20 protein-coding genes are annotated in these 19,914 nt (G+C 39.8%); 12 read left to right on the forward strand and 8 right to left on the reverse strand.

Annotated elements, in window-relative coordinates:
- Positions 1-28: 28 nt before the first annotated feature.
- The 3 genes from CH361_RS17880 to CH361_RS17890 are packed head-to-tail and all read right to left on the reverse strand — an operon-like array spanning position 29 to position 1,966.
- Complete coding sequence (locus tag CH361_RS17880; RefSeq protein ID WP_100792192.1) at positions 29-565, reverse strand: shikimate kinase; 537 nt, start codon at positions 563-565, stop codon at positions 29-31.
- A gap of 36 nt (positions 566-601) precedes the next feature.
- The gene (locus CH361_RS17885; RefSeq protein ID WP_100792193.1) at positions 602-1,456 is read right to left on the reverse strand and encodes an HDOD domain-containing protein; all 855 of its coding nucleotides are present in this window, start codon (positions 1,454-1,456) and stop codon (positions 602-604) included.
- A 6-nt stretch (positions 1,457-1,462) separates the two neighbouring features.
- Positions 1,463-1,966 carry a chemotaxis protein CheD gene (locus CH361_RS17890; protein WP_100792194.1) on the reverse strand — a complete coding sequence of 168 codons (504 nt, stop codon included), beginning with the start codon at positions 1,964-1,966 and terminating at the stop codon, positions 1,463-1,465.
- Positions 1,967-2,026: 60 nt separating this feature from the next.
- Between CH361_RS17890 and CH361_RS17895 the strand changes: the two genes are divergently transcribed.
- From CH361_RS17895 to CH361_RS17905, 3 genes are all read left to right on the forward strand, one after another.
- Positions 2,027-3,250 (forward strand): TraB/GumN family protein, encoded by a 1,224-nt coding sequence (locus tag CH361_RS17895; RefSeq protein ID WP_100792195.1) that lies wholly within the window; start codon positions 2,027-2,029, stop codon positions 3,248-3,250.
- Between the two features lie 42 nt (positions 3,251-3,292).
- Positions 3,293-3,667 carry a hypothetical protein gene (locus tag CH361_RS17900; protein ID WP_100792196.1) on the forward strand — a complete coding sequence of 125 codons (375 nt, stop codon included), beginning with the start codon at positions 3,293-3,295 and terminating at the stop codon, positions 3,665-3,667.
- Between the two features lie 73 nt (positions 3,668-3,740).
- Complete coding sequence (locus CH361_RS17905) at positions 3,741-4,187, forward strand: four-helix bundle copper-binding protein (RefSeq protein ID WP_100792197.1); 447 nt, start codon at positions 3,741-3,743, stop codon at positions 4,185-4,187.
- A gap of 75 nt (positions 4,188-4,262) precedes the next feature.
- Here CH361_RS17905 and CH361_RS17910 read toward each other — a convergent pair whose 3' ends face one another.
- Positions 4,263-5,123 (reverse strand): esterase/lipase family protein, encoded by an 861-nt coding sequence (locus tag CH361_RS17910; RefSeq protein ID WP_100792198.1) that lies wholly within the window; start codon positions 5,121-5,123, stop codon positions 4,263-4,265.
- A 115-nt stretch (positions 5,124-5,238) separates the two neighbouring features.
- Between CH361_RS17910 and CH361_RS17915 the strand changes: the two genes are divergently transcribed.
- From CH361_RS17915 to CH361_RS19910, 3 genes are read left to right on the forward strand one after another with little or no spacing between them, the layout of a single operon-like run.
- Positions 5,239-5,604 (forward strand): hypothetical protein, encoded by a 366-nt coding sequence (locus CH361_RS17915; RefSeq protein WP_100792199.1) that lies wholly within the window; start codon positions 5,239-5,241, stop codon positions 5,602-5,604.
- A gap of 1 nt (position 5,605) precedes the next feature.
- Positions 5,606-7,018 carry a UTP--glucose-1-phosphate uridylyltransferase gene (locus tag CH361_RS17920; RefSeq protein WP_100792200.1) on the forward strand — a complete coding sequence of 471 codons (1,413 nt, stop codon included), beginning with the start codon at positions 5,606-5,608 and terminating at the stop codon, positions 7,016-7,018.
- Complete coding sequence (locus CH361_RS19910) at positions 7,015-7,272, forward strand: LA_0364 family Cys-rich lipoprotein (RefSeq protein WP_100792201.1); 258 nt, start codon at positions 7,015-7,017, stop codon at positions 7,270-7,272. The genes CH361_RS17920 and CH361_RS19910 overlap by 4 nt, the downstream gene beginning before the upstream one ends.
- Here the strand turns inward: CH361_RS19910 and CH361_RS17930 are convergent.
- Positions 7,262-7,852, reverse strand: a complete 591-nt coding sequence (locus CH361_RS17930) for a TetR/AcrR family transcriptional regulator (protein ID WP_100792202.1) — start codon at positions 7,850-7,852, stop codon at positions 7,262-7,264. The two genes, CH361_RS19910 and CH361_RS17930, sit on opposite strands and share 11 nt — an antisense overlap.
- 114 nt (positions 7,853-7,966) lie before the next feature.
- Here CH361_RS17930 and CH361_RS17935 point away from each other — a divergent pair, with 114 nt between their 5' ends.
- The gene (locus CH361_RS17935) at positions 7,967-8,383 is read left to right on the forward strand and encodes an acyl-CoA thioesterase (RefSeq protein ID WP_100792203.1); all 417 of its coding nucleotides are present in this window, start codon (positions 7,967-7,969) and stop codon (positions 8,381-8,383) included.
- A gap of 29 nt (positions 8,384-8,412) precedes the next feature.
- On the opposite strand, the gene CH361_RS17940 is transcribed toward CH361_RS17935, so the two are convergent.
- The 3 genes from CH361_RS17940 to CH361_RS17950 are packed head-to-tail and all read right to left on the reverse strand — an operon-like array spanning position 8,413 to position 12,143.
- The gene (locus tag CH361_RS17940; protein ID WP_100792204.1) at positions 8,413-10,824 is read right to left on the reverse strand and encodes a fibronectin type III domain-containing protein; all 2,412 of its coding nucleotides are present in this window, start codon (positions 10,822-10,824) and stop codon (positions 8,413-8,415) included.
- A 1-nt stretch (position 10,825) separates the two neighbouring features.
- Positions 10,826-11,467, reverse strand: a complete 642-nt coding sequence (locus CH361_RS17945) for an energy transducer TonB (RefSeq protein ID WP_100792205.1) — start codon at positions 11,465-11,467, stop codon at positions 10,826-10,828.
- 16 nt (positions 11,468-11,483) lie between these two features.
- Positions 11,484-12,143: a MotA/TolQ/ExbB proton channel family protein gene (locus CH361_RS17950; protein ID WP_100792206.1), complete on the reverse strand. Its 660-nt coding sequence runs from the start codon at positions 12,141-12,143 to the stop codon at positions 11,484-11,486.
- Between the two features lie 106 nt (positions 12,144-12,249).
- Here CH361_RS17950 and CH361_RS17955 point away from each other — a divergent pair, with 106 nt between their 5' ends.
- From CH361_RS17955 to CH361_RS17975, 5 genes are all read left to right on the forward strand, one after another.
- Positions 12,250-14,130 carry a hypothetical protein gene (locus tag CH361_RS17955; protein ID WP_100792207.1) on the forward strand — a complete coding sequence of 627 codons (1,881 nt, stop codon included), beginning with the start codon at positions 12,250-12,252 and terminating at the stop codon, positions 14,128-14,130.
- Positions 14,131-14,142: 12 nt separating this feature from the next.
- Entirely contained in the window at positions 14,143-17,346 is a 3,204-nt protein-coding gene (locus tag CH361_RS17960) for an efflux RND transporter permease subunit (protein ID WP_100792208.1), read from the forward strand.
- 74 nt (positions 17,347-17,420) lie between these two features.
- Positions 17,421-17,783: a PilZ domain-containing protein gene (locus tag CH361_RS17965; protein WP_100792209.1), complete on the forward strand. Its 363-nt coding sequence runs from the start codon at positions 17,421-17,423 to the stop codon at positions 17,781-17,783.
- A 52-nt stretch (positions 17,784-17,835) separates the two neighbouring features.
- The gene (locus tag CH361_RS17970; protein ID WP_100792210.1) at positions 17,836-19,071 is read left to right on the forward strand and encodes a sensor histidine kinase; all 1,236 of its coding nucleotides are present in this window, start codon (positions 17,836-17,838) and stop codon (positions 19,069-19,071) included.
- The gene (locus CH361_RS17975) at positions 19,068-19,706 is read left to right on the forward strand and encodes a response regulator transcription factor (RefSeq protein WP_100792211.1); all 639 of its coding nucleotides are present in this window, start codon (positions 19,068-19,070) and stop codon (positions 19,704-19,706) included. The genes CH361_RS17970 and CH361_RS17975 overlap by 4 nt, the downstream gene beginning before the upstream one ends.
- Positions 19,707-19,914: the final 208 nt, after the last annotated feature.

Below are 19,914 nucleotides of genomic sequence, written 5' to 3' on the forward strand. Positions count from 1 at the left end.
GGTGGGGGATCAAGTGGGAGTTGGTGAATTATTTAGATTTAATCCCAAGCCAGTCTAAGACTCGTTCTGCGGCCTCTTCTTTCGAAAGTTTAGAAAGATTTAACTTAAAATGGGCTGCTTCTTGGTAAACGGGAAGTCTTTTTTCTAAAATGGAGCGGTAAGAAGTGACTTTGGAAAGATCGGGCCTTGTGGAATCTCCCTTTACTTTTTCAATCAGTTCTTCGATCCCACGTTCCAAATAAACGATCCTTCCGATACTACGGAGTAAATCTAATTTTCTACTACTGGGAATTTCGTTTCCGGATTCATCCAAATCAAAGAGGATTCCTCCTCCGCAATCGATGATGATACCATCCGCAGTTTGTAGTTTTTTCAAAATAGAATATTCTAACTCACGAAAGGCCTTCCAACCAGATTTTTCCACGAATTTAGGGATAGAGATTCCACCCGACTCGTACACTGCTATGGAATCTGTGGAAACAACAGGGAACTCGGTTTGTTTGGAAAGGGAACGCGAAACTTTGGATTTTCCAGCACCCCTTGCCCCAATAAAGATAATATTCATAAAAATCGGATCAATTTTGAAATTAACAATTAGAAACTATACATTCAATAAATCTGCAAGACCGGCTTGTAAATCGGGGATATGAACAAAATAAGTTTCAATATCGGCCTCTGTAACACCTGTTTGGCTGAGGGCAAATGGTGAAATCGGAACAGACTCACCACCAATATCGATTCCAATCCCAGAAACTACTATAAGGATGCTTGCAATATGCACAACAGAAGTGAGAAGAGGATTACTTTTTGAATTTTCTGGTGTTAGGTAATTTGCCACAACGTCAGTGAGTTCCAGTGGAAAGTTCCAGCGTTTTAAAAGATTTTCAGACACTTCCATGTGAGTGTATCCAAAATACTTTTTCTCTAACACGGGGAAGGGTTCTTGGTTGTCTTTTAGATCTGTTTTGATTTGCATCATCACGGGGCTAAAGAACTGAGCGAGAACAATTTTCCCAACACTACAAAGTAATCCAGAAGTGAAAGCTAGGTCTTTATCAATTTTGAGTTTTTTATGTTGTACGATTTTACTAGAAAGTTCAGCAACAAGTAAGGAAGAAGTCCAAAGTTGTGCTGCCTCCAATTGATAACTATTTAGGTCTTGTGAAAGGATTCCTTTGGCCGCTGTCAGAAGGACTATTTCCTTTACTGTTTTGATTCCAAGAGTCATCAGTGCTTCTTGGACAGTACGAATGGGTTTTGATGCCCTGTAATATGCAGAATTGGAAAGTTTAATCACGTTTGCAGTAATTGCCGGGTCTTTTGAAATTTCCTGCGCAAGGTCAGCGATATTTACGTCAGGTTTTTGGAGTTTTTCCAAAACCTTAGACACCACCGCCGAAATCGCTGGTAGTTTATTTACGTCTTGTAATACTTCATCTACTTTTGATTTTAGCATATTCGCCTAACGCACCTTATAAAGGTATTTTTCCATACCAGCTTTTTTTAACAACACGCGCCCGTCGTCGCAGTAAAGACTGATGGTTCGTCCTTCATTTCCCGCAACATCTTCTACTATGACGGGAATTTTTTTATCTTCCATGAATTTTTTAACAATAGCGATGTTCTGTTCCCCGATGTTTTGCAAAAATTGGGAGTTAATTCCCTTAAACATGGAGGCTCCACCAAACATTCTGCAGGAATACTGGCCAATATTGGATCCTTGTTGTTTCATCATTTCTATGAGGATGGGTAAGGCCGTTTCTCCATATTTGTGTGGAAACTTGGTTGCGTCCTTCCCTGTTGGATCTTTGGCAAGCATGATATGAGAAATTGCCCCCACTTTCTGATCTGGGTCATACAAAACAATTCCTATGCACGAACCTAGTGTAGTTCTAAGCACATCCGTATCTTTTCCGACCTTAATATCGGCAATTCCCACATTGATGATTTTGGATTTTATAGACATTCTACTTGTTTCTAGAGAGAGGAACCGTTACTTAGGTATTATAGATAGTAACCTTTCCTTATGCGTTCAATCAAAAAAACAACTCCTGCCAGAAAATCTGCCAAAAAAGGTTTCAAAACAACAGAACCTTATCTCTTCCAAACCATCGGAAAAACCGAAGTCCACATTCTGGGAACGGCACATGTTTCCAAACAAAGTGTAGATGAAGTCGAAAAAATGATACAATCATTAAAACCTGATGTCATTTGTGTTGAGTTATGTGAATCAAGGATGAAGTCGGTAGAAGATCCCGATTATTTAAAAAAATTAGATATATTCAAAGTATTTAAAGAAAGAAAGATGTGGTTACTTTTATCCAGTCTCATCCTCTCTTCCTTTCAGAAAAAAATCGGTAATAAAGATATCAAACCTGGTGATGAGATGCGTAAAGCCATCACTATGGGACGAACACTAAAAAAACCTGTATTAGCAGTGGATCGGGAAATCCAAACCACACTCAAACGCTCTTGGGGGAATGTCGGGTTTTTCTCAAAAATGTATCTTTTCAGTGCCTTACTTGCTTCCCTTCTGGTTCGGGAAGACGTGTCTGATGACAAAATTGAAGAGATGAAGTCTGAAGACATTCTAAAGGATTTATTCTCACAAATCCCAAAGAAATACGAGTCAGTGAAACATGTCATCATCGATGAAAGGGATGTATATTTAGCTGAAAAAATTCGAAGATCGACAGAAGGTAAGTCAGTAAAAAAAGTTTTGGCTGTTGTTGGAGCGGGTCATTTAGCAGGGATCGAAAGAAACTTACATATCCAAAACGACTTATCAGAGTTAGATGAAGTCCCCAAACGTAAATGGTGGGATAATATTAGTATCATTTTGTATCCGGCATTTTTTGCAGGTTTAATTGGTTATACCACTTGGAGTCAAGGTGGAGAGGCTGGTATGGATCTTTTTTCAAAACTGATTTATATCAAAGGTGGACTTGCGGCGCTTGGTGCACTCATTGCTTGGGCTCATCCTATTTCGATTTTACTTGCTTTCATCACTGCTCCTATCGGAACCTTTGTTCCCATTTTTAAAGCGGGTTGGGTGAGTGCTCTTTCCGAATCTTATTTACGAAAACCTTTAGTGGAAGATTTTGAACACATTGCCGAAGACTCAGAAACTTTTGCTGGTTTCTGGAAGAATCGAGTTCTCCACATTTTTCTCGTTTTTTTCCTTCCCCAATTTGGATCTACAATTGGAACCTTTATTGTTGCTGGAAAAGGCTTGAAGAATTTATTTTAGGAATGTATATTTAGGTTCGTCTAATCACTGCAGAAGAAGAATATGAAACGAAAGTTTACCGTTGGATTCATTCTAATTTTTCTTGCCTATTTGGGGTGCAAATCGTCCGTATTTGGATTTTGTACTTCTGCAGAAAAGTTTGTAGAACGGGCTTCTATTCCACCTTGCCATCAAACTGCTGAATCCGAAAAAAATTCTGCTGATTCTTGTGATTGTCCCATCACCCATGAAGAACTCCAATCTTCTAGTGGACCGGATTTTCCCATTTGGAAACAGATCAAATTCACTGTTTGGAACGAATTTACAGTTTTGAAACCTCAGGTTCTTCTGGGCGGCCCATCCAGAAAATGGTTAGTTTTAAGTTCTTTTCATTCTCCTCCTTATTTTCCTACGCAAACAGTTCGACTTCTGATTTGAGATGGTCACACCTTTCCTAAGGTGATAGAATTTCCATTTCAATAAAATTATTTTTTAACAGAGGTTATACGATATGAATCGCAAAGAATTATTACAAAAAGCAGGGATGGCAGTTGCTGTTTCCGGAATTTTATCTACACTTTCCGCAGAAGACCATGACCATTCCACAATGACGATGCCTACAACTGGCAAATCCAAATACTCCAAAGCGATGATGGCAGCGATGCATTGCCAACTTTCTGCTGAGGTTTGTCTCAGCCATTGTTTGACTGAGCTAGGAAAGGGGGATAAGTCCTTAGCGCTTTGCGCGGCAAGCACAAGAGAGGTCATCAGTCTTTGTGAATCTTTTGTGAAGTTGGCAAGTCAGTCGTCCACTTATACAAAAAAACTAGCAAATCTTTGTATTGAGGTTTGTGAAGCTTGTGCTAAGGAATGTGATAAACATGCAAACCATCATTCCGTTTGTAAAGAATGTCGAGATAGTTGTCTCGCTTGTGTGAAAGAGTTAAAAAAAGTTTAATCAATTTTTTCGTTGATTGATACAACTAAATTTGCAACTGTCCACCGTTTGGTGGGCAGTTTTTTTATTTTCAGACTAACGTTTTTTTGTCTTTTTCTTTGCTTTGGGTTTTGTTACCGGCTTTGCGACAGGTTTTGATTTTTTTGCCGGGATTGTTTTTTTAGCAGCGACCTTCTTTTTTACAGCCAATTGTTTTTGGTTTTTCTTATACACGGATGGTTCGTATTTTGAAAAATCCACTTCAATTTTTTTAGGTACTGCAAACTCAGGATTTGCTTTGGGAGAAGAGTTGATGGCAATATTGTCTTTTGGAGTACCTAAAAATTCTCGAAGGGTACGAATGTTCTCGTTTCGACGTACTAAGTTGTAATTCCCTGGAATGTCAAACCAGAGGTCACGGCCTTGTCCAAATTCAGTGCTCTCTTGTGGGGGAAAGGAAAAATCCTCAATGGCAGAGAGAGGTTGAAATAAAGGAAAAAATAATGCGTTTTTATAATTTGTTTTTACCCAGTCGGATTCATAACCCCAATAGGATTGTCTAGTGTTGATGAACCGGTCTGAACCATGAAAAGGTGTTCCGAGAGTGATGAGGCGTTTGACTTTTCGTCTGGCTTCGTCAGGTAAAATTAAAACAAGCAACCCACCAGTATTGTGTGCAATCAAAGTCACTTCATTAGGTGCTGTTAGAATTTGGTTGGCTAAATGTTGGACTGCTTCTTCCAAAGACAGGGGATTTCGTAATGTGGAAAGGATCCCCACCTTGAAACCTAAGTTATCCAAATTGGACTTGAGTCTCGAATAATAAGAACGTCCGGCCAGAAATCCAGGAACAATCAATATGTTTTTATCCTTATTATTCTCCACAAACAAATGGCTGGGAAGATAAAACGACAATAACGCCCAAAAACGTTCCAGGTATTCTATGAATCGAAACATGAATTAAATGATTCTGTCTGACTCGATTCTTGTCTATGAAAATCAATTCCAGCGCCAGAAGAATTCCTGAATTGACCGATTACCGTACTTACATAGGATTGCCTTTTAGAATCGTATGCGTCATAGTTTCTTAATTATTATACTTCTAGGATTGTTTCCGGCGGTTCTTTCCAGTGAACCGGGAAATTATGAAGCAGCAGCGAAGATTTTGCCCCAAATTTGGGAAACGAAGTACCCCCTTCCTTATGGAAAACTCACCAAAAAGGATCCTTTAAAACAAGGAATCCGGCAGGTGACTCGTAAAAAAGGGAAGTACTGGATGTACAATTTTGAAGTTTTTATGCCAAAATACGAAAGGAAAGAGACTGTAGCCGTTCCCAAAGAAGACGGCCGAAATATCCTCGTATTTTTTTTATGGAATCCTGCGGTATCGGAAGAACCACATCGGATCGAACTTGGGGAACCACACGAAGGGAAATGATATGGATAAACAGAAATCAGACCAAATGATCAGAGATACAATGAAAGCCGGCGGGCTCTCAGAAGCATTCATCGTCGATTTTATCTCGAAGGTAGATGCTGTGAGAAGCGGCGAAACCGGAATGGTCAATTGGGAAGAGGTGGGTGACTTAGATCCTAAGACCGATGAAATATCTTTAGAATCCATCCATTCTTCTTATCCCACAGACCTTAGTTTATTATCTAAACTTGTGGTGGTCAAATTGAATGGTGGCCTTGGGACTAGTATGGGTCTCGACAAGGCAAAGTCTCTCATCCCCATCAAAGGTTCGATGTCCTTTCTTGCTGTGATGGCAAAACAAATTGAATTCATTCGTTCCAAATATGGGGTGGATGTGCCTCTTTTGTTTATGGATTCTTACAATACACAGGAAGATTCACAAAAAGAATTAGAGAGAAGTGGGTTCCAACAAAAAATTCGAACTAGTTTTTTACAAAACAAAGTTCCGAGGTTAGATGCCAGCACCTTCGCTCCTATCCAAAACAAAAATGAAAAAGAAAACTGGTGTCCCCCTGGTCATGGTGATATTTATTTTACGATGGTCCAAGAAGGGATCTTAGATGAACTTCTTTCTTTAGGATTTGAAATCGCTTTTCTTTCCAATGGAGACAATTTAGGTGCCACAGTTGATCCTCATATCGTTAGTTATTTACTAAAGGAAAACATCCAGTTTGCGATGGAGATGACTCCGAAAACCCTTGCTGATAAGAAGGGGGGAGCGATCTACCGGAAAACCGTTGGTGGTAAATTTATCAAATACGAACTTTTAGAAACAGCACAAGTCCCCAAAGAACATGAAAATGAATTCAGTGGTCTTGGAAAGTTTAGAACTTTCTCCACCAATAATCTTTGGATCAATCTTCGTGCTTTAAAAGAAAGATTTAACCAAGGGAATTTTTCTCTTTCACTGATTGTAAATCCTAAACAAGTGGACGGCAAACCAGTCATCCAGTTGGAAACGGCTATGGGGAGTGCTGTGGGAAATTTTCCGAAGTTCAAAGGAATCATTATCCCTCGTGATCGTTTTGCTCCAGTTAAAAAAACAGAAGATTATTTAATACGCCGTTCGGATGCCTATGTTTTAAACGCTGATTTTTCACTGACGATGGCAAAAGAAAGAAAGGCGGCGGGTCTTGGTGAGATATTGGTGAGTCTCGACGAAGCACATTATAAAAAAATCCATCAGTTTGATCATCTTTTCCAAGAGTATCCGTCTCTTTTATTTTGTGAAGAATTGGTAGTGGCTGGTGAAGTTTTATTTGATGTTCCGATCACTATCAAAGGAAAAGTAAAAGTTCAAAATTTGTCGGGTGCATTAAAAACTATCTCTTCCCTTGGTAGAAAAGAATTAGAAAACGAAACTATCTCTTTATGAAATTAGTAATTATATTTAGTTCTCTACTTTTGTTTGTCCAATGCGGGTCGCCATTTTCTTTTCGTTCTGCCTGTTATGAACGCAATAAATGTTCTACGATCGAGGGGAGTTGTTTTTTGCGTAACGATGCCTTTTATAGGGTTTCTACAAATAGTTCTGAGTATAGTGCAATCGATTTCTCCGCCATTGTGGGGAGTTGTTTGGGATTAGAAAAAACCTGTCGTAAAAACTGTGAAAGTGGAACTATCTTTTAATACTAAGATCAAAAACTTGTTTCATTTGAACTAACATTCGTTTTATATATACTTCATTCAAAGATATCCTCCAATTGATGAGTGCTCCTTCGTAAAGATTAATCAGATCTCTTGCCATTTCCATAGGACTAACTTTCTCCTCCAACAAATCGTTTGATTGCCATCTCCCAATATACATTGCAAATAAGGATTCCCATCGGAATGCAATGGATTTAAATTCATCACTGAACGGTTGTTCGCCGACAGGGAATTGGCAAGAGAAGATTGCTATCGGACAACCTTGGTAATAGGAGCCGTCTTCATTCATTTGGATCAGAACGGCTTTGGAAAGCTCTGCAATAAAGTCATCCGGTGAATGAGATTCTCTTAGGATTTGACGAAACCAGACGAGGACGTCGGCTCCATAGGCTTGGATGACGCGAATTCCTAAATCTCGTTTGGAAGGGAAGTGGTCATAGAAAGAAGCTTTTGCGGTCCCTGATTCTCTGATGAGTTGGTTGATCCCGGTATGGTAGTATCCTTGTTGGTAGAATCGTTTTTTGGCGATTTCTAGGATGCGGTGCCGTGGGGAACCTTTCATGGGATTTGAGTATTGGGAGGGGAGGGGGTTTGTCAATCTTTACGAACCGTTCTGTCTGTTTTTTTATTTACAGACAGAACGGTCTGCTTAAACTATCCCCATCAGGACCACCCCATGCCCCACACCACCGTAATCCCCGTTCTTTGGAGCCATATGGACGCAAATGGCCATGTCAACAATGGCGTTTACCAGTCCTATTTTGACGAAGCTCGTATCCAGGCCCTAGAAAACGAAGGGTTCTCCATCCAAGAAATGCGTGAAATGAAAGTGGGGCCAGTCATGTTAAAAGCGGAACTGTCTTACCACAAACCCCTTCACCATCCAGACATTGTGCGCATCGAAACTGGATTTCGCGAAATGTCAAAAATCAAAGGTAAGGTTGTGCAAAATATGTTCCGTGTTTCCGATGGAGCACTCGTCTGCGAAGCGGTATTTTCTGCTTTGTTTTTTGATTTTGAAAAGAATAGGCCCTGGAAACTTCCCGACACCTTTCTTGAAAAGTTTAGAGCTGACGAAAAAGATAAATCGTAACCAGTAACTTTCTTCTTCTACTTTTCCTTTTATTCTCTGATAAAAGAAAGTTGGCTTTTTTCTGGTACTAAAACTTTGTCTTCGAACTCACCTGACAAGGACTCATAGTTAGGTGATAGTTTAATTTTCCATTTTCCTTTTTCTTCTAGTAGATCGGAATCGACGATGTTTTTCCCTCTGAAGATTTCATTTTCATTCCACTTCATGATGATATTTCCTTCCACATCTTCGGCTTCAATGGTCAATCGGACTGGCTTTACTTTATTTTTCCCATCCCAATACATGGCAGTCCATGGGCCGATAAACTTTTGTATGGCGGACTCACCAAATGTTTTTACTTTTTTTAGATCAACAACTGTATCTGAAATGACCGATGTCACAGGTTTTGAAAATAAACTTTCGCCGGTGCCTTTCGAAATGGATTGGATGGCAAAGAAATAAAATTGGTTTTTCGTTAAGTTCTGTAATTTGAAATTTGTATCCGAGGTTTCTTTGACAAGACTCCACTCAGGATCGTTTTTTTTACGCATATAGATTTTGTAAGAAGTAACCTTCGCAATCGGATTCCAACTAAATAAAAATTCACTAGTTTTTCTGTTCTCCGAAACAGTCAGTTCAGGAGATTTGATCACGAATGACCTACCTGCTACAAGAGATGGAAATCCAATGTCTGGTTCGGAAGGGAGACTAAATAATTCACCTTCAAATTCTGATGCCACAGCATAGAAAGATTCTTTTCCAGAAGAGTTATCATCTTTGAACTGTAGATCCGTTGTTTTTGCAATTTGTTTCCAATTGCCATTAGTTTTACGAAAGATATGATACGCGATCGCACTGGGGGAACCTTCCCACTGGAGAATGGTCGCACCTGCATACAATCCTTTTGAGGCTGTTAAATTTTTAGGTCTAGGTTTTAAAACTTCAGAAGGATCTAAATGCGCGGAAACATAATAACTAGATTCTCCTATGAGTTGGTTCCTTTCTGGGATGACTTGATAGATTTCGCTGTCGCCATTACGACTCGCTTTTAAATCGATATAAGAAGTTTTTTCAGTTTTGCCTAAAAAACGATAAATCCTAGCAGTTGGATTCCATTTATACACAGCATAAGTCGTGGATATTGGTTGTGGGTCCCATTCGAGTAGAATTCTGTCGTTCGTGGGAGCTACCGATGCATGAAGATTTGTTACCGGTAGGATTCCAGCAGGTTTTGTTGGGTCAACCGCATAACCATCGTTTGAGTCAAGAGAAGCTTTTGATAAAAAATTTTCATCGAGACTAGCCACACGGTAATTATAGGCAGTATTTTTTTGAATCCCGAAGTCTTCAAAAAATGCCTGTTTGGAAAGGCCTACCAATTGGTATTTGTTCTCTATTTTACGTTTTCTATATACTTCATAACCTATGGCTCGTTTTTCTCTAGACCAACTGATCCGAATGCGGTCAGAAAAATCACCTCTAGAAGCAAAAACTTCTTTTGGTGGGAAGAGGTTATGTTCCCCATACTCCAAAGATTCTAAAGCATCATTTAATTTATTCTGAGTTAGAAGTTCGTTTTCTATTTCCGAGTCGGCTACGTATACGGATTTTGTATACATAGGAAAGGTTTCATAGGAAATCCATAAATACCCTTGGTCTCCCCAAGAAGAGCCCCAGGAATTCCAAACCTTGAAGGCTTTCTTTTTGTCATTAAAACCTAAAATCACAAGAGACTGGGCACCTAAGATTTCACCAGATCCCGTTTCAAAAACAACATCCGGTTTAGGGTCTCTGAAATTTTCATAAACTAAATATCCGATGAGAACGGGCCTTTTTTCAGCTAATGCTAGTTTAATGGAAATGAGGTCGTGTGGTTCAATTCTATAAATCCTTCGAAGTCTCGCTTTTCTTCCCGCTTCAACAATATCCGCTTTGGGTCTAGTTCTGAAATTTGATGAAGATTCATTCATCTGTTGTAAAGGAACAGATCCTCTACTTTCTGCAAGCACCAGGGCATCTAAAAGTGAAACTGCCTGGTCTTTACCACTGTTTAATTGATTATAAATAAAATTTGGAGAATAAAAAAGTTTTTGTCCGTTAGCTGAGGAAGGTCCAACCAACGAGAGATTTCGAATCCCTTTTTTTTTCGCCTCTAAATAAGAAATCAGTCCATAACCTACAGTGTAACCAACGTTATCTTTATAGGTGCCTTGGTCAGCTGGTGTTGGAAATTCCCCCGTGAATTCGAAACTCCCTGGCAAATCCGAACCAACCATTTCTGATCGAAAAGGGGGAATGCTTTGGTAAAGTTCGAAAGGATCAGGTATGAGGCCAGGTTTCCGTAAGGAAGATTTGGATTCCGTTTTCCCGGTGATGGGTTTGGATTGGAATCCCGCGATCAACATAGCAACAAAGATAAAAACAGTTCCAAGTGCAATTCGATGTTTGGTTTTCCTTAACATTTTAATCCTCTTCTAAATCAAAACTGATCGGGAGCCTATGTGCCATTCTGGTAGGTTTTCCTTTATCATACCCAGGAGAAAACCGAGCTCTTTGGATGATGCGAATGGCTGCTTCATCAAATCCATAACCCGCTCTTCCAGAGACAATTTTTACACCTTGAAGGACACCATGTTCATCCACTTGCACCATTACAATGACTGTTTTCTGGCTGATATTGGCTGCTTTAGCAGCTTCTGGAAAGTATGCTTTCAAATCAAAATCGATGATGGGAGTGGGAGGTCTATCTCCATTAAAAGAAAACAAATATCCATCTTTGTCGGTTCCGTTTCCGGAAAGTTGGTTGGGATTCAAATCAGAATTGTCTGGTTTTTCTTCCGCATCTTTATTTGATCCTTCCACCCATTCTTGTTTTTCAACGGGAGCCGGACTCGAAGTCCCACCGATGAGTTCAGGTGGGATCTCTTCAAACGAAACATCCACATCTTCCATTGAAGTTTCTTGGAAGGCTGCGTTACTCGGAAGTGTGAGAATAAAATAAATCAGATAACAAAATACATGCAAACCTACTGAGGCAAATAGACTGGCTCGAAAGAGTCCAAATCGTCTCAGTTTGTATTGCAAGGATAAGGTAAATGACTTCATTCTATTTGCTTACTTTCTAGTGGTGGATATTCGGCGTAGAACTAGAAGACTGGTTGTGTTTTCCACTCGTCACAAAACTCGCATGGATTTCTTTTGATAGAATTTCTAGATGTCCAAGGATGAGTTTCATTTTACGAGTGAAGTAATTATTTGCCATCACCACAGGGATTGCCACGGCAAGTCCGGCAGCCGTTGCCAGTAGAGCCGTTGAGATACTACGCATGACCACTTCTGCCCCAGAGTTCCCCAGAGTTCCCAGTCCATAAAAGGCCTTGATGACACCAAGAACCGTACCTAAAAGTCCGATAAACGGTGTATTGTTTCCGAGAGTGTTTAAGATAGGGAGTCTTTCTTCTAAACTCAAACGTTCTTTGAGAATTTTCCCTTCCATCAGTTCCATTAAACCCTTGTGATTTTCCTTCTCCCTTTCTAAAACAAAATGAATGAAACGAGTATAGGAGTTTTCCATCGGGTGAGTCTCTAATAATTTCTCAGTCCCTTTGAGGTCTCTGTGCCGAATGAGAACCGTGAGTGAATCCAGTAGTGACTCTGATTCTTTGTTAAAATTACGTTTATAAACAATCAACCTTTCGATAAATACAGCAATTGCGAGAATACTCGCAAATAACATAACGAGGAAGATGATCTTTTCCCCAAGGTCTACGAAATCTTGCATTTTAGGAACCTTCTAACGGACAGAATTCTCTACCTTGGACAACAATCAAAGAGAAAAATTGCAGAAAAAGAACTTCGGTTGCTCTTAAGTCGACCCTAAAGAAAGAATGATTCCAAAGGTTGGTATGAAGGCAAAAAACATTCTTCCCAGTTTTTTGGGGTTCATTTTTATCGTTTTCGGTGTTTCTCTGGTAGTGTTCTATGCTACAAGGTCTTGGGAGACATTTCTCAGTATCTGTCCGAACAAAGATTTTTTATCATGGGATGAAAATATCCGACTGAATCAGGTCCTTGATCAATATGTTGATTTCCGTACGGGGAGTTGGTTTCGTGCCGTTATGCCGTTCGTGGAAAGTCCCACTTGGCCACCACTTCGCTCAATCCTAACATTTGTTACTCTTTATTTGCCATTGGATGCTTATGAAACTTATAGAGATTCTTTTTTAGGGCTTCTTTTTTTAATTTTAGTTTATCCTGCATTGGTTTATATTTCTTTTCGCATAACAAAATCACTATTGTGGTCAGGGATTCTTTCGGGACTGGTTTTTATTCTTACCATCCAAACAGGAGAAGTTCCTGCATATTCTCTTTCTTCCATGTTGGAAACACAGTCTATGTTTTTTCTTTTGTTTTCTATTTATGCCGTTTATCGGTTGTACGATGTGGATAACCGGGAAACTGAAATTGATTCTGGAACCAAATGGCTTGTTTTGTTTTCTTTGTTTGGATTTTATTTTACTAAATATCCATACGGGATTTTATTTTTTATGGCATGTTTTGCCTACGAGTTGGTAAGGTCGCCGGGCATTTACAAGGATGCTTTATTTTATTTATTAAAAAACTACGCGAGAGGATTGCGGTTAATTTATCTTGTTTTTGTTGTTTTAATGGTGTTTTCTTTACCGATTTTGCGAGTTGTCACAAAAATCAACTTAAACCAAAAGGGATTCAAACAGTTTATGTTTGGGATCACCTTCCTTTTGTTTGTGGATCTTTCTGTTTATTTTTTCCGTAAACGAGATGAGATTAAAAAAGTATTCCCTAAAACCGCAGTTGTGCTTTGGGTATATGCAATTTTCCCAGCATTTCTTTGGTTGTTTATGAATCCAGATCGGGTCAATGCCTTGATTGATGCCCAGATGATTGTCAATGCTTATACACGAAGTTTTTTCTTAACTCTTTGGACAGAGCCAGGACTTGATTCGTCTATCCCGGGAGTTTTTGATTTTATTTGGGGATTTCGTACGTTAATTATTTTTTCCACTCTCTCTCTTCTTTATTTTATTTTCCGTCCGGGAACAAAATTCCAAACAAAACTAAAAGACCCTCTCCTTGCAGGCTCTCTCATTTTATTTTTAGAACTTCTTATTTTGGAACTGACTACGGGAAACAAACAACCAAGACATGTATTACAATTTATCCCTGCGATTGGGCTTGTTGGGTATCTTTGGATTCTCCGTTTGTACCAGTTAGCTGAGACTAAAATAGAAAGGTTTGCTTCTGTTTCTGTTTTCCTTCTAACCTCTCTCTTTGTATTTTCGAATTCTGTATACTCTCAAGGGATTTTGACAGGTGAATTTTTTGAGAAAAAAATGTTTTGTTACCGCGGGATGAACGCTGGCGATTTCCAACCAGCAAGGGAGATCGCCGAACAGATATCACCTGAGAAGAAATACATTCTCATCAATGCCTTCCATTTTGAGGAGAAATACGGCTCCAAAGGACGTGTGCTTGCCTCTGATTTTGACCTTGCCATGAAACTGAAGACTTACAAACAGGGGATGGTACGGAATGATAATAAATATAGGTGGAAAGAATGGACGGATTTTGATTCCGTTCTTTTATTGAGTGATGTGTGCCCAGATAGTTTTGTAGAAGAAAAATTTGAAAATCGAACAAAAATCTTGAATAGTAAGTCAACACTGCTGTCTACTTACAGAGAGAGTTCTGGTACTGCGTGCCTCCAAGAATATAAATTGCTCAAATAGAGAAAGAGTTTTATGAGTATAGCTTCCTTTTCCATCAAACGTCCCATTTTTATATCTTCGTTAGTCATCATTATGGTGATTACGGGTTATATTTCTTTAAAACGTATCGGTGTTGACCTTTTCCCTGACATCAACATTCCATTTGTCGTGGTTTCGACAGTATATCCTGGGGCTGGTCCGGAAGAGATTGAAACTTCCATCTCCAAACCCTTAGAAGAGGAATTAAGTTCTATTTCAGGACTCAAACGAATCACCTCTCGGAACCAAGAAGGGATCTCGCTTGTATTTGCTGAGTTCAACCTCACGACAGATATCAAATACGCGGAACAACAAGTTCGGGATAAAACGGCCCGTGCAAGACCAAACTTCCCTGATTCCTCGAAAGAACCTTTGGTGCAGAGGTTTGATCCGGCCGACCAACCCATCATGAGAATCTCACTTTTTGCGGATCTACCGGAAGGGGAACTTTATGATCTAGCGAAAGAAAGAATCAAAACCAAACTCGAGCAGGTCAATAACGTCGGCGCTGTTAAAATCATCGGTGGGTCTCGTAGAGAAATTCATATCGAACTGGATCGCAATAAAATCAATGCCTTCCAGATTCCTGCCATTTCCATTGGAAACCAAATCAAAAACTCTGGGGTGAATATCCCTGCAGGAAAAGTAGAAGGGGGGGATAAAGAAACTTCCTTTCGTACGGTAGGAAAGTATGAATCCTTATCTCAAATCGAAAACACGGTTGTATCTTTTGGTGGAGAATTTGGAAGAGGGGTTCTAGTTAAGGATCTTGGACAAGTTAAAGACACTCTTGAAGACCGCCAAACACTCGGTATGCTCTATGCTGCCATTAGTGCCGAGGAACATGAAGAGCCTTCCATCATTGGAAAATTATTATTCAAATACGATCCTCCTAAAAAAGAGAGAGTTCAAAAAACCGCACTTTTCCTAGACGTATACAAACAGTCTGGTGCAAACACGGTTGAAGTTGCCGATGGGATTTTAGGAAAAATTGATAGTATCAACGATCAAATCAAAGACTTGAAAGGTGCTCCGAAGGTCATTCTGATTCGAGATGGATCTAAATGGATTCGTGCTAATATTGAGGATGTTACCATTGCGATCGTACTTGGTATTCTACTTGCGGTCATCGTAGTTTATCTTTTCCTTGGGAACGTTCGTTCTACCTTGATCACTGGTATGGCACTTCCCAACTCAATGCTTGGTGCCTTTATCATTATGTATGCCATGGGTTTTACCATGAACGTAATGACTCTGCTCGCATTATCCCTTGCTGTGGGACTTCTTGTAGATGATGCCATTGTCGTGCGGGAAAATATTTTCCGTAAACTCGAAGAAGGGGAATCCGTCATTGTTGCAGCAAGGAAAGGAACAGAAGAAGTAACACTTGCTGTGATTGGAACTTCCTTAACTGTAATTGCCGTATTTCTTCCGATTGGATTTCTTTCTGGGATTGTTGGTCAGTTCTTTAAACAGTTCGGTTTGACGGTTGTTTTTGCGATGATCATCTCCCTTTTTGATGGTTTGACCGTAGCACCGATGTTATCAGCTTATTTTGCTGGAAAAACAGACATTCATAAAAAGAAAAATTTTGTATTACGTAACTTTGACAAGTTCCAAGATTTCTTGGACAAAATGTACGGAATCATTATGAAGTTTGCCTTAAAGAAACCATGGGCAGTCATCCTTCTTACCTTCCTTACTTTGGTTACGAGTATTTTCTCTTTGGCTTTTGTAAAAAAGACCTTCTTACCTGCAAACGATCAAGGTGAGTTTATGGTGAACGTGGAGATGGCTCCCGGAACTTCTTTACAAGGCACAGCGGAAATGGTTAAACAAATCCAAACCGAAATCATCAAAACGGTTCCGGAACTTGATTTGATCGCAACAGTTGTGGGAAATAGCGATGGTGAATCCAATATTGCCACGATTGGTGTGGCATTATTGCCATCTGAATATCGAAAAAGAACCACTGGCGATGTAAAAGACCAAATCCGTGAATTTTTAAAACAATACCCTCAAGCAAGACCGAAAGTGAACGATTATTCTGCGATTGGTGGTGGAGTTCAGTATCCGTTTAACTTAAACTTAAAGGGAGAGAATCTACACGATTTAGAAGCTTATTCCTTTAAAGTGATGGAAGAACTAAAAAATGTTTCTGACTTAACGGATATCGATACCACATATAGAACTGGTAAACCAGAATTCCAAGTAGTTCCCAACCGTGCTAAAATGCAAACAGTCGGTGTTGTGGCTGGGGTGATGGGGGCCGAACTTCGTTACCACATTGAAGGTGGGGAAGTCGCAAAGTATTTGGAAAACGGGATTGAGTATGATGTAAGACTTAGGTTAAAAGAGGACCAAAGAAATTTACGTAGATCCTTCTATGAGACAAGAGTTCCCAACATCCAAAACAGACTCATCCCACTCAGTGCCATTGCAGATGGAAAGGAAAGTAGTTCCCCTGCTAGGATCATTCGTGAAGACAGATCTCGTGTGGTTCCTATCAATGCGAACTTAGCTCCTGGTGGAGCCATTGCCTCCGCTTCCGAAGCCGCCACAAAAATATTAAAAGAAAAACTCCCACCACCTCCGGGAATCACTTATGCTTTTGTGGGCCAATCGGAAGATTTCAAAGAACTATTACAAAACATAGTTCTTGCTTTTGGAATGGCTCTTATCTTCATCTATCTCGTGTTATCTTCTTTGTATGAGTCTTTTATCACACCAATTACAATTCTTTTTGCCATTCCCCCTGCGATTTCTGGAGCTTTTTTCGCTCTTGCCCTCACAGGTGAAATGTTAAATTTATTTAGTATGATTGGACTCATTCTTCTCATGGGACTTGTGGCCAAGAACTCCATCCTACTTGTGGATCACGCAATGCTTGCGATGAAAGAACATGGTATGACAAGAGATGAAGCGATCTTTGACGCTGGATCGAAACGACTTCGCCCCATCCTTATGACTTCCCTTGCAATGATTGCAGGAACATTGCCGATTGCACTTGGAATTGGAGAAGCATCTAAATCGAGAACAGCTATGGGTATTGCGATCATTGGGGGTCTTGTCCTTTCCACCCTCATCACCCTCATTGTGGTGCCTGCGGTGTTTGGATACGTTGATCGCCTTCGTGAAAAAATCGAAGGAGCTTTCCGTCCGGATTACGATATCCGACCAGAGGATTTAGAAGATTAATTAGAAAACTTTTGAAACCATCGGGCAAAAATTTAAACTTGCCCAAACTTTGAATTCGGCGTTCTCTTGCTAACATGTCTAGCGAACGCCGAATCTACAAAAGAATCTCTGAAAAAGTCCATCTCACTTACCGAGTGATCCAGTCGGGTGCCGGCTCGGCTCAATTTTTACCCAATGACAAAGGGGAAGGGGAATCCCAGGATATTTCTGAAGGTGGTTTACTTTTCCGAACCAAAGAACCTATGCCTCTTGGGACAAGGTTAGAGTTAGAGTTACGATTCCCTGATGTTAAGTACGTTTTGTACCCCAAAGCCAAGGTTGTTCGTTTGGAAGAATTTGGAGAAGGGGCCTTTTATGAAATCGGTCTTGAATTCAATCAGATGTTTATCGATGATGAGAAACTTTTGTTGGAACACATTGGTCGACTAGAAGTTTAAACTTAAAAAAAGTTTGTATTTCCTAAAAGTTTGATACCCAGGTAAAACTCGTATGTTACAAAGAATATCTGTTCTTTTCCGGGGGATCCCTCTTGATCCAATTTCACTTCTTGCTGTATATTCGGAAATTCTCAGTAAACTCTATTTTCTTGGTTTCGCTTTTTGCCTGGCATATATCCAAAGTGTGTATTTGGAATGGAATGCCATAGACCAAACCAATTGTATTTTATCGGCGATCCAACTTGGTTTAAGTATCATCCTTGTGTTTACTTCCTTTTTTTATAGAAGGTTTTTTGGTTTTGCTCCTATCATTGTTCGTTTGACATTATTTCTTTTGGTTCTTGTGGAAATCGAAACTGGATTTCATGATCCTACCATTCCCTATTTTGATCCTAGAAATTGGTTAACAATTACAGCCATCCTTGCCACATCTTCGTTCTTTTACCCCGGACTTGTTTGGCAGTACATTTTAGAGTGGTCCATTGTTTTGATGATTTATATCATCCGTGTGTATTTTGCCAACCAAACAGTGATCCCACTGGAAACTTGGAGAGAGATGTCGACCATTTTCCCTCTCTTTCTTGTGGCCTTCTTTTTAAACCATTGGTGGTTTCGAACTCGGTACATCGCTGCTTATCGCGGTATGTTACTCGAAGAGAAACGTAGGACTTTTTTTCAGGACATTCATGATAGTTTGGGTTCTCAGCTCACAGATTTAGTTTTGCTTTCGCAAAAGATGGAAAAATCTCCAAAAGAGATTACAGACCTTCAATTACAAAAACTAAAACGACTTTCCACTTCGGCACTCCAATCCTTACGCACACAGGTCCAAGAAGAAGATGAGAGGGAATTATTCCAAGAATCTCTCTTAGATGGATTGAAGTTATCCATTAAAAAAAGATACAAACTCGCTGGTCGTAATATTAAGTTAGAATGGGAAACTTTGGGAGAAGATCCGATCATCAAAATCAAAGAACCAGAAATGGCTCACCACATCCTTCAAATTTTTAAAGAGATCACTACCAATGATTTACGTCATGGAGATGGAACATCCTCCTGGCAAGTAGACCGAACTCCAGAACATTTAAAATTTCGTTTTCTCTCAGAATCAAAAAGTTTAGAAGATAAGGAGAACAATCTAAGTTTAAAGGGGACAGAGGAATCCGAATCGGGAATCGGCGAACGAGGGTTATACCAAAGAATCAAATTCCTAAATGGAGAAATGAATATTACTAATCCTCCATACCAAATCAATATGAAACTTCCGATCAGTGTGTTTGAATTATGAAATCCATTTCTATCGGTATCATTGAAGACAATTTGGATTTTTTACATTCGCTTTGCGGAGTATTAGAGGAGAATCCTTCTCTTCACTTAAAAACTTGGAATTCGGCAGAAGAGTTTTGGGCGGAGGAAGAGATAAAGGAATGGGATCTTCTCATTTTAGATATTGGACTTCCTGGAATGAGTGGGATCGATGTACTCAAAACTTATCATACCATCGAATCCAGAAAGAGCCTCGTGATTTCTTCCTTACAAACCGACGATGCGATATTTTCTGCCCTTCGGAATGGGGCCTCTGGTTATATTTGGAAATCGGAACTAGATTCCCTTCACGATACCATCCAAACCTTACTTGATGGGGGAAGTGTGATCTCTCCTTCCATTGCCGCAAAAGTTTTGTTATCCTTTCGTAAACCCCAAACTGTCACCGGTCTCGGAGTGGGGGTAGAGGTTCTCACTCCGAGAGAGAGACAAATTTTAGAACTCATAGTCGAAGGGGATAGCCCTCACCAAATTGCATCTCTCTTTGGGACAACGGTGGGAACGGTTCGCCAACAAATCAAAACCATCTATAAAAAACTTCAGGTAAATACAAGGGTACAAATGTTAAAAAAAGCGCGCCAATTCGGAATCTTTTGAAAGAACTGAGAATTCTAATTTATACCATCTGGTAAATGGACAAACTCTGAAAATTCCGTTACCATTTAGCGATCGACTCACAAGAATACATACAACCGCGCCATCATTACACCCGATGGATTTCCACTCTTTGGATCAAACTTCGGCTTGTTCTCTGGTTTGGTGTGTACTTCGTTCTGGTATTTCTGATCAATTCGGTGGTATAAGA

It is taken from the genome of Leptospira brenneri, assembly GCF_002812125.1.
Classification (GTDB): Bacteria; Spirochaetota; Leptospiria; order Leptospirales; family Leptospiraceae; genus Leptospira_A; species Leptospira_A brenneri.

Excerpts from the sequence above, each read along its gene's own strand:
- CH361_RS17975 (WP_100792211.1), top strand. The coding sequence starts at position 19,068 with ATGAAATCCATTTCTATCGGTATCATTGAAGACAATTTGGATTTTTTA.
- CH361_RS17940 (WP_100792204.1), bottom strand. The coding sequence starts at position 10,824 with ATGTTAAGGAAAACCAAACATCGAATTGCACTTGGAACTGTTTTTATC.
- CH361_RS17915 (WP_100792199.1), top strand. The coding sequence starts at position 5,239 with ATGCGTCATAGTTTCTTAATTATTATACTTCTAGGATTGTTTCCGGCG.
- CH361_RS17960 (WP_100792208.1), top strand. The coding sequence starts at position 14,143 with ATGAGTATAGCTTCCTTTTCCATCAAACGTCCCATTTTTATATCTTCG.
- CH361_RS17880 (WP_100792192.1), bottom strand. The coding sequence starts at position 565 with ATGAATATTATCTTTATTGGGGCAAGGGGTGCTGGAAAATCCAAAGTT.
- CH361_RS17900 (WP_100792196.1), top strand. The coding sequence starts at position 3,293 with ATGAAACGAAAGTTTACCGTTGGATTCATTCTAATTTTTCTTGCCTAT.
- CH361_RS17920 (WP_100792200.1), top strand. The coding sequence starts at position 5,606 with ATGGATAAACAGAAATCAGACCAAATGATCAGAGATACAATGAAAGCC.
- CH361_RS17930 (WP_100792202.1), bottom strand. The coding sequence starts at position 7,852 with ATGAAAGGTTCCCCACGGCACCGCATCCTAGAAATCGCCAAAAAACGA.
- CH361_RS17890 (WP_100792194.1), bottom strand. The coding sequence starts at position 1,966 with ATGTCTATAAAATCCAAAATCATCAATGTGGGAATTGCCGATATTAAG.
- CH361_RS17970 (WP_100792210.1), top strand. The coding sequence starts at position 17,836 with ATGTTACAAAGAATATCTGTTCTTTTCCGGGGGATCCCTCTTGATCCA.
- CH361_RS17935 (WP_100792203.1), top strand. The coding sequence starts at position 7,967 with ATGCCCCACACCACCGTAATCCCCGTTCTTTGGAGCCATATGGACGCA.
- CH361_RS17895 (WP_100792195.1), top strand. The coding sequence starts at position 2,027 with ATGCGTTCAATCAAAAAAACAACTCCTGCCAGAAAATCTGCCAAAAAA.
- CH361_RS17885 (WP_100792193.1), bottom strand. The coding sequence starts at position 1,456 with ATGCTAAAATCAAAAGTAGATGAAGTATTACAAGACGTAAATAAACTA.
- CH361_RS17910 (WP_100792198.1), bottom strand. The coding sequence starts at position 5,123 with ATGTTTCGATTCATAGAATACCTGGAACGTTTTTGGGCGTTATTGTCG.
- CH361_RS19910 (WP_100792201.1), top strand. The coding sequence starts at position 7,015 with ATGAAATTAGTAATTATATTTAGTTCTCTACTTTTGTTTGTCCAATGC.
- CH361_RS17945 (WP_100792205.1), bottom strand. The coding sequence starts at position 11,467 with ATGAAGTCATTTACCTTATCCTTGCAATACAAACTGAGACGATTTGGA.
- CH361_RS17950 (WP_100792206.1), bottom strand. The coding sequence starts at position 12,143 with ATGCAAGATTTCGTAGACCTTGGGGAAAAGATCATCTTCCTCGTTATG.
- CH361_RS17955 (WP_100792207.1), top strand. The coding sequence starts at position 12,250 with ATGATTCCAAAGGTTGGTATGAAGGCAAAAAACATTCTTCCCAGTTTT.
- CH361_RS17965 (WP_100792209.1), top strand. The coding sequence starts at position 17,421 with ATGTCTAGCGAACGCCGAATCTACAAAAGAATCTCTGAAAAAGTCCAT.
- CH361_RS17905 (WP_100792197.1), top strand. The coding sequence starts at position 3,741 with ATGAATCGCAAAGAATTATTACAAAAAGCAGGGATGGCAGTTGCTGTT.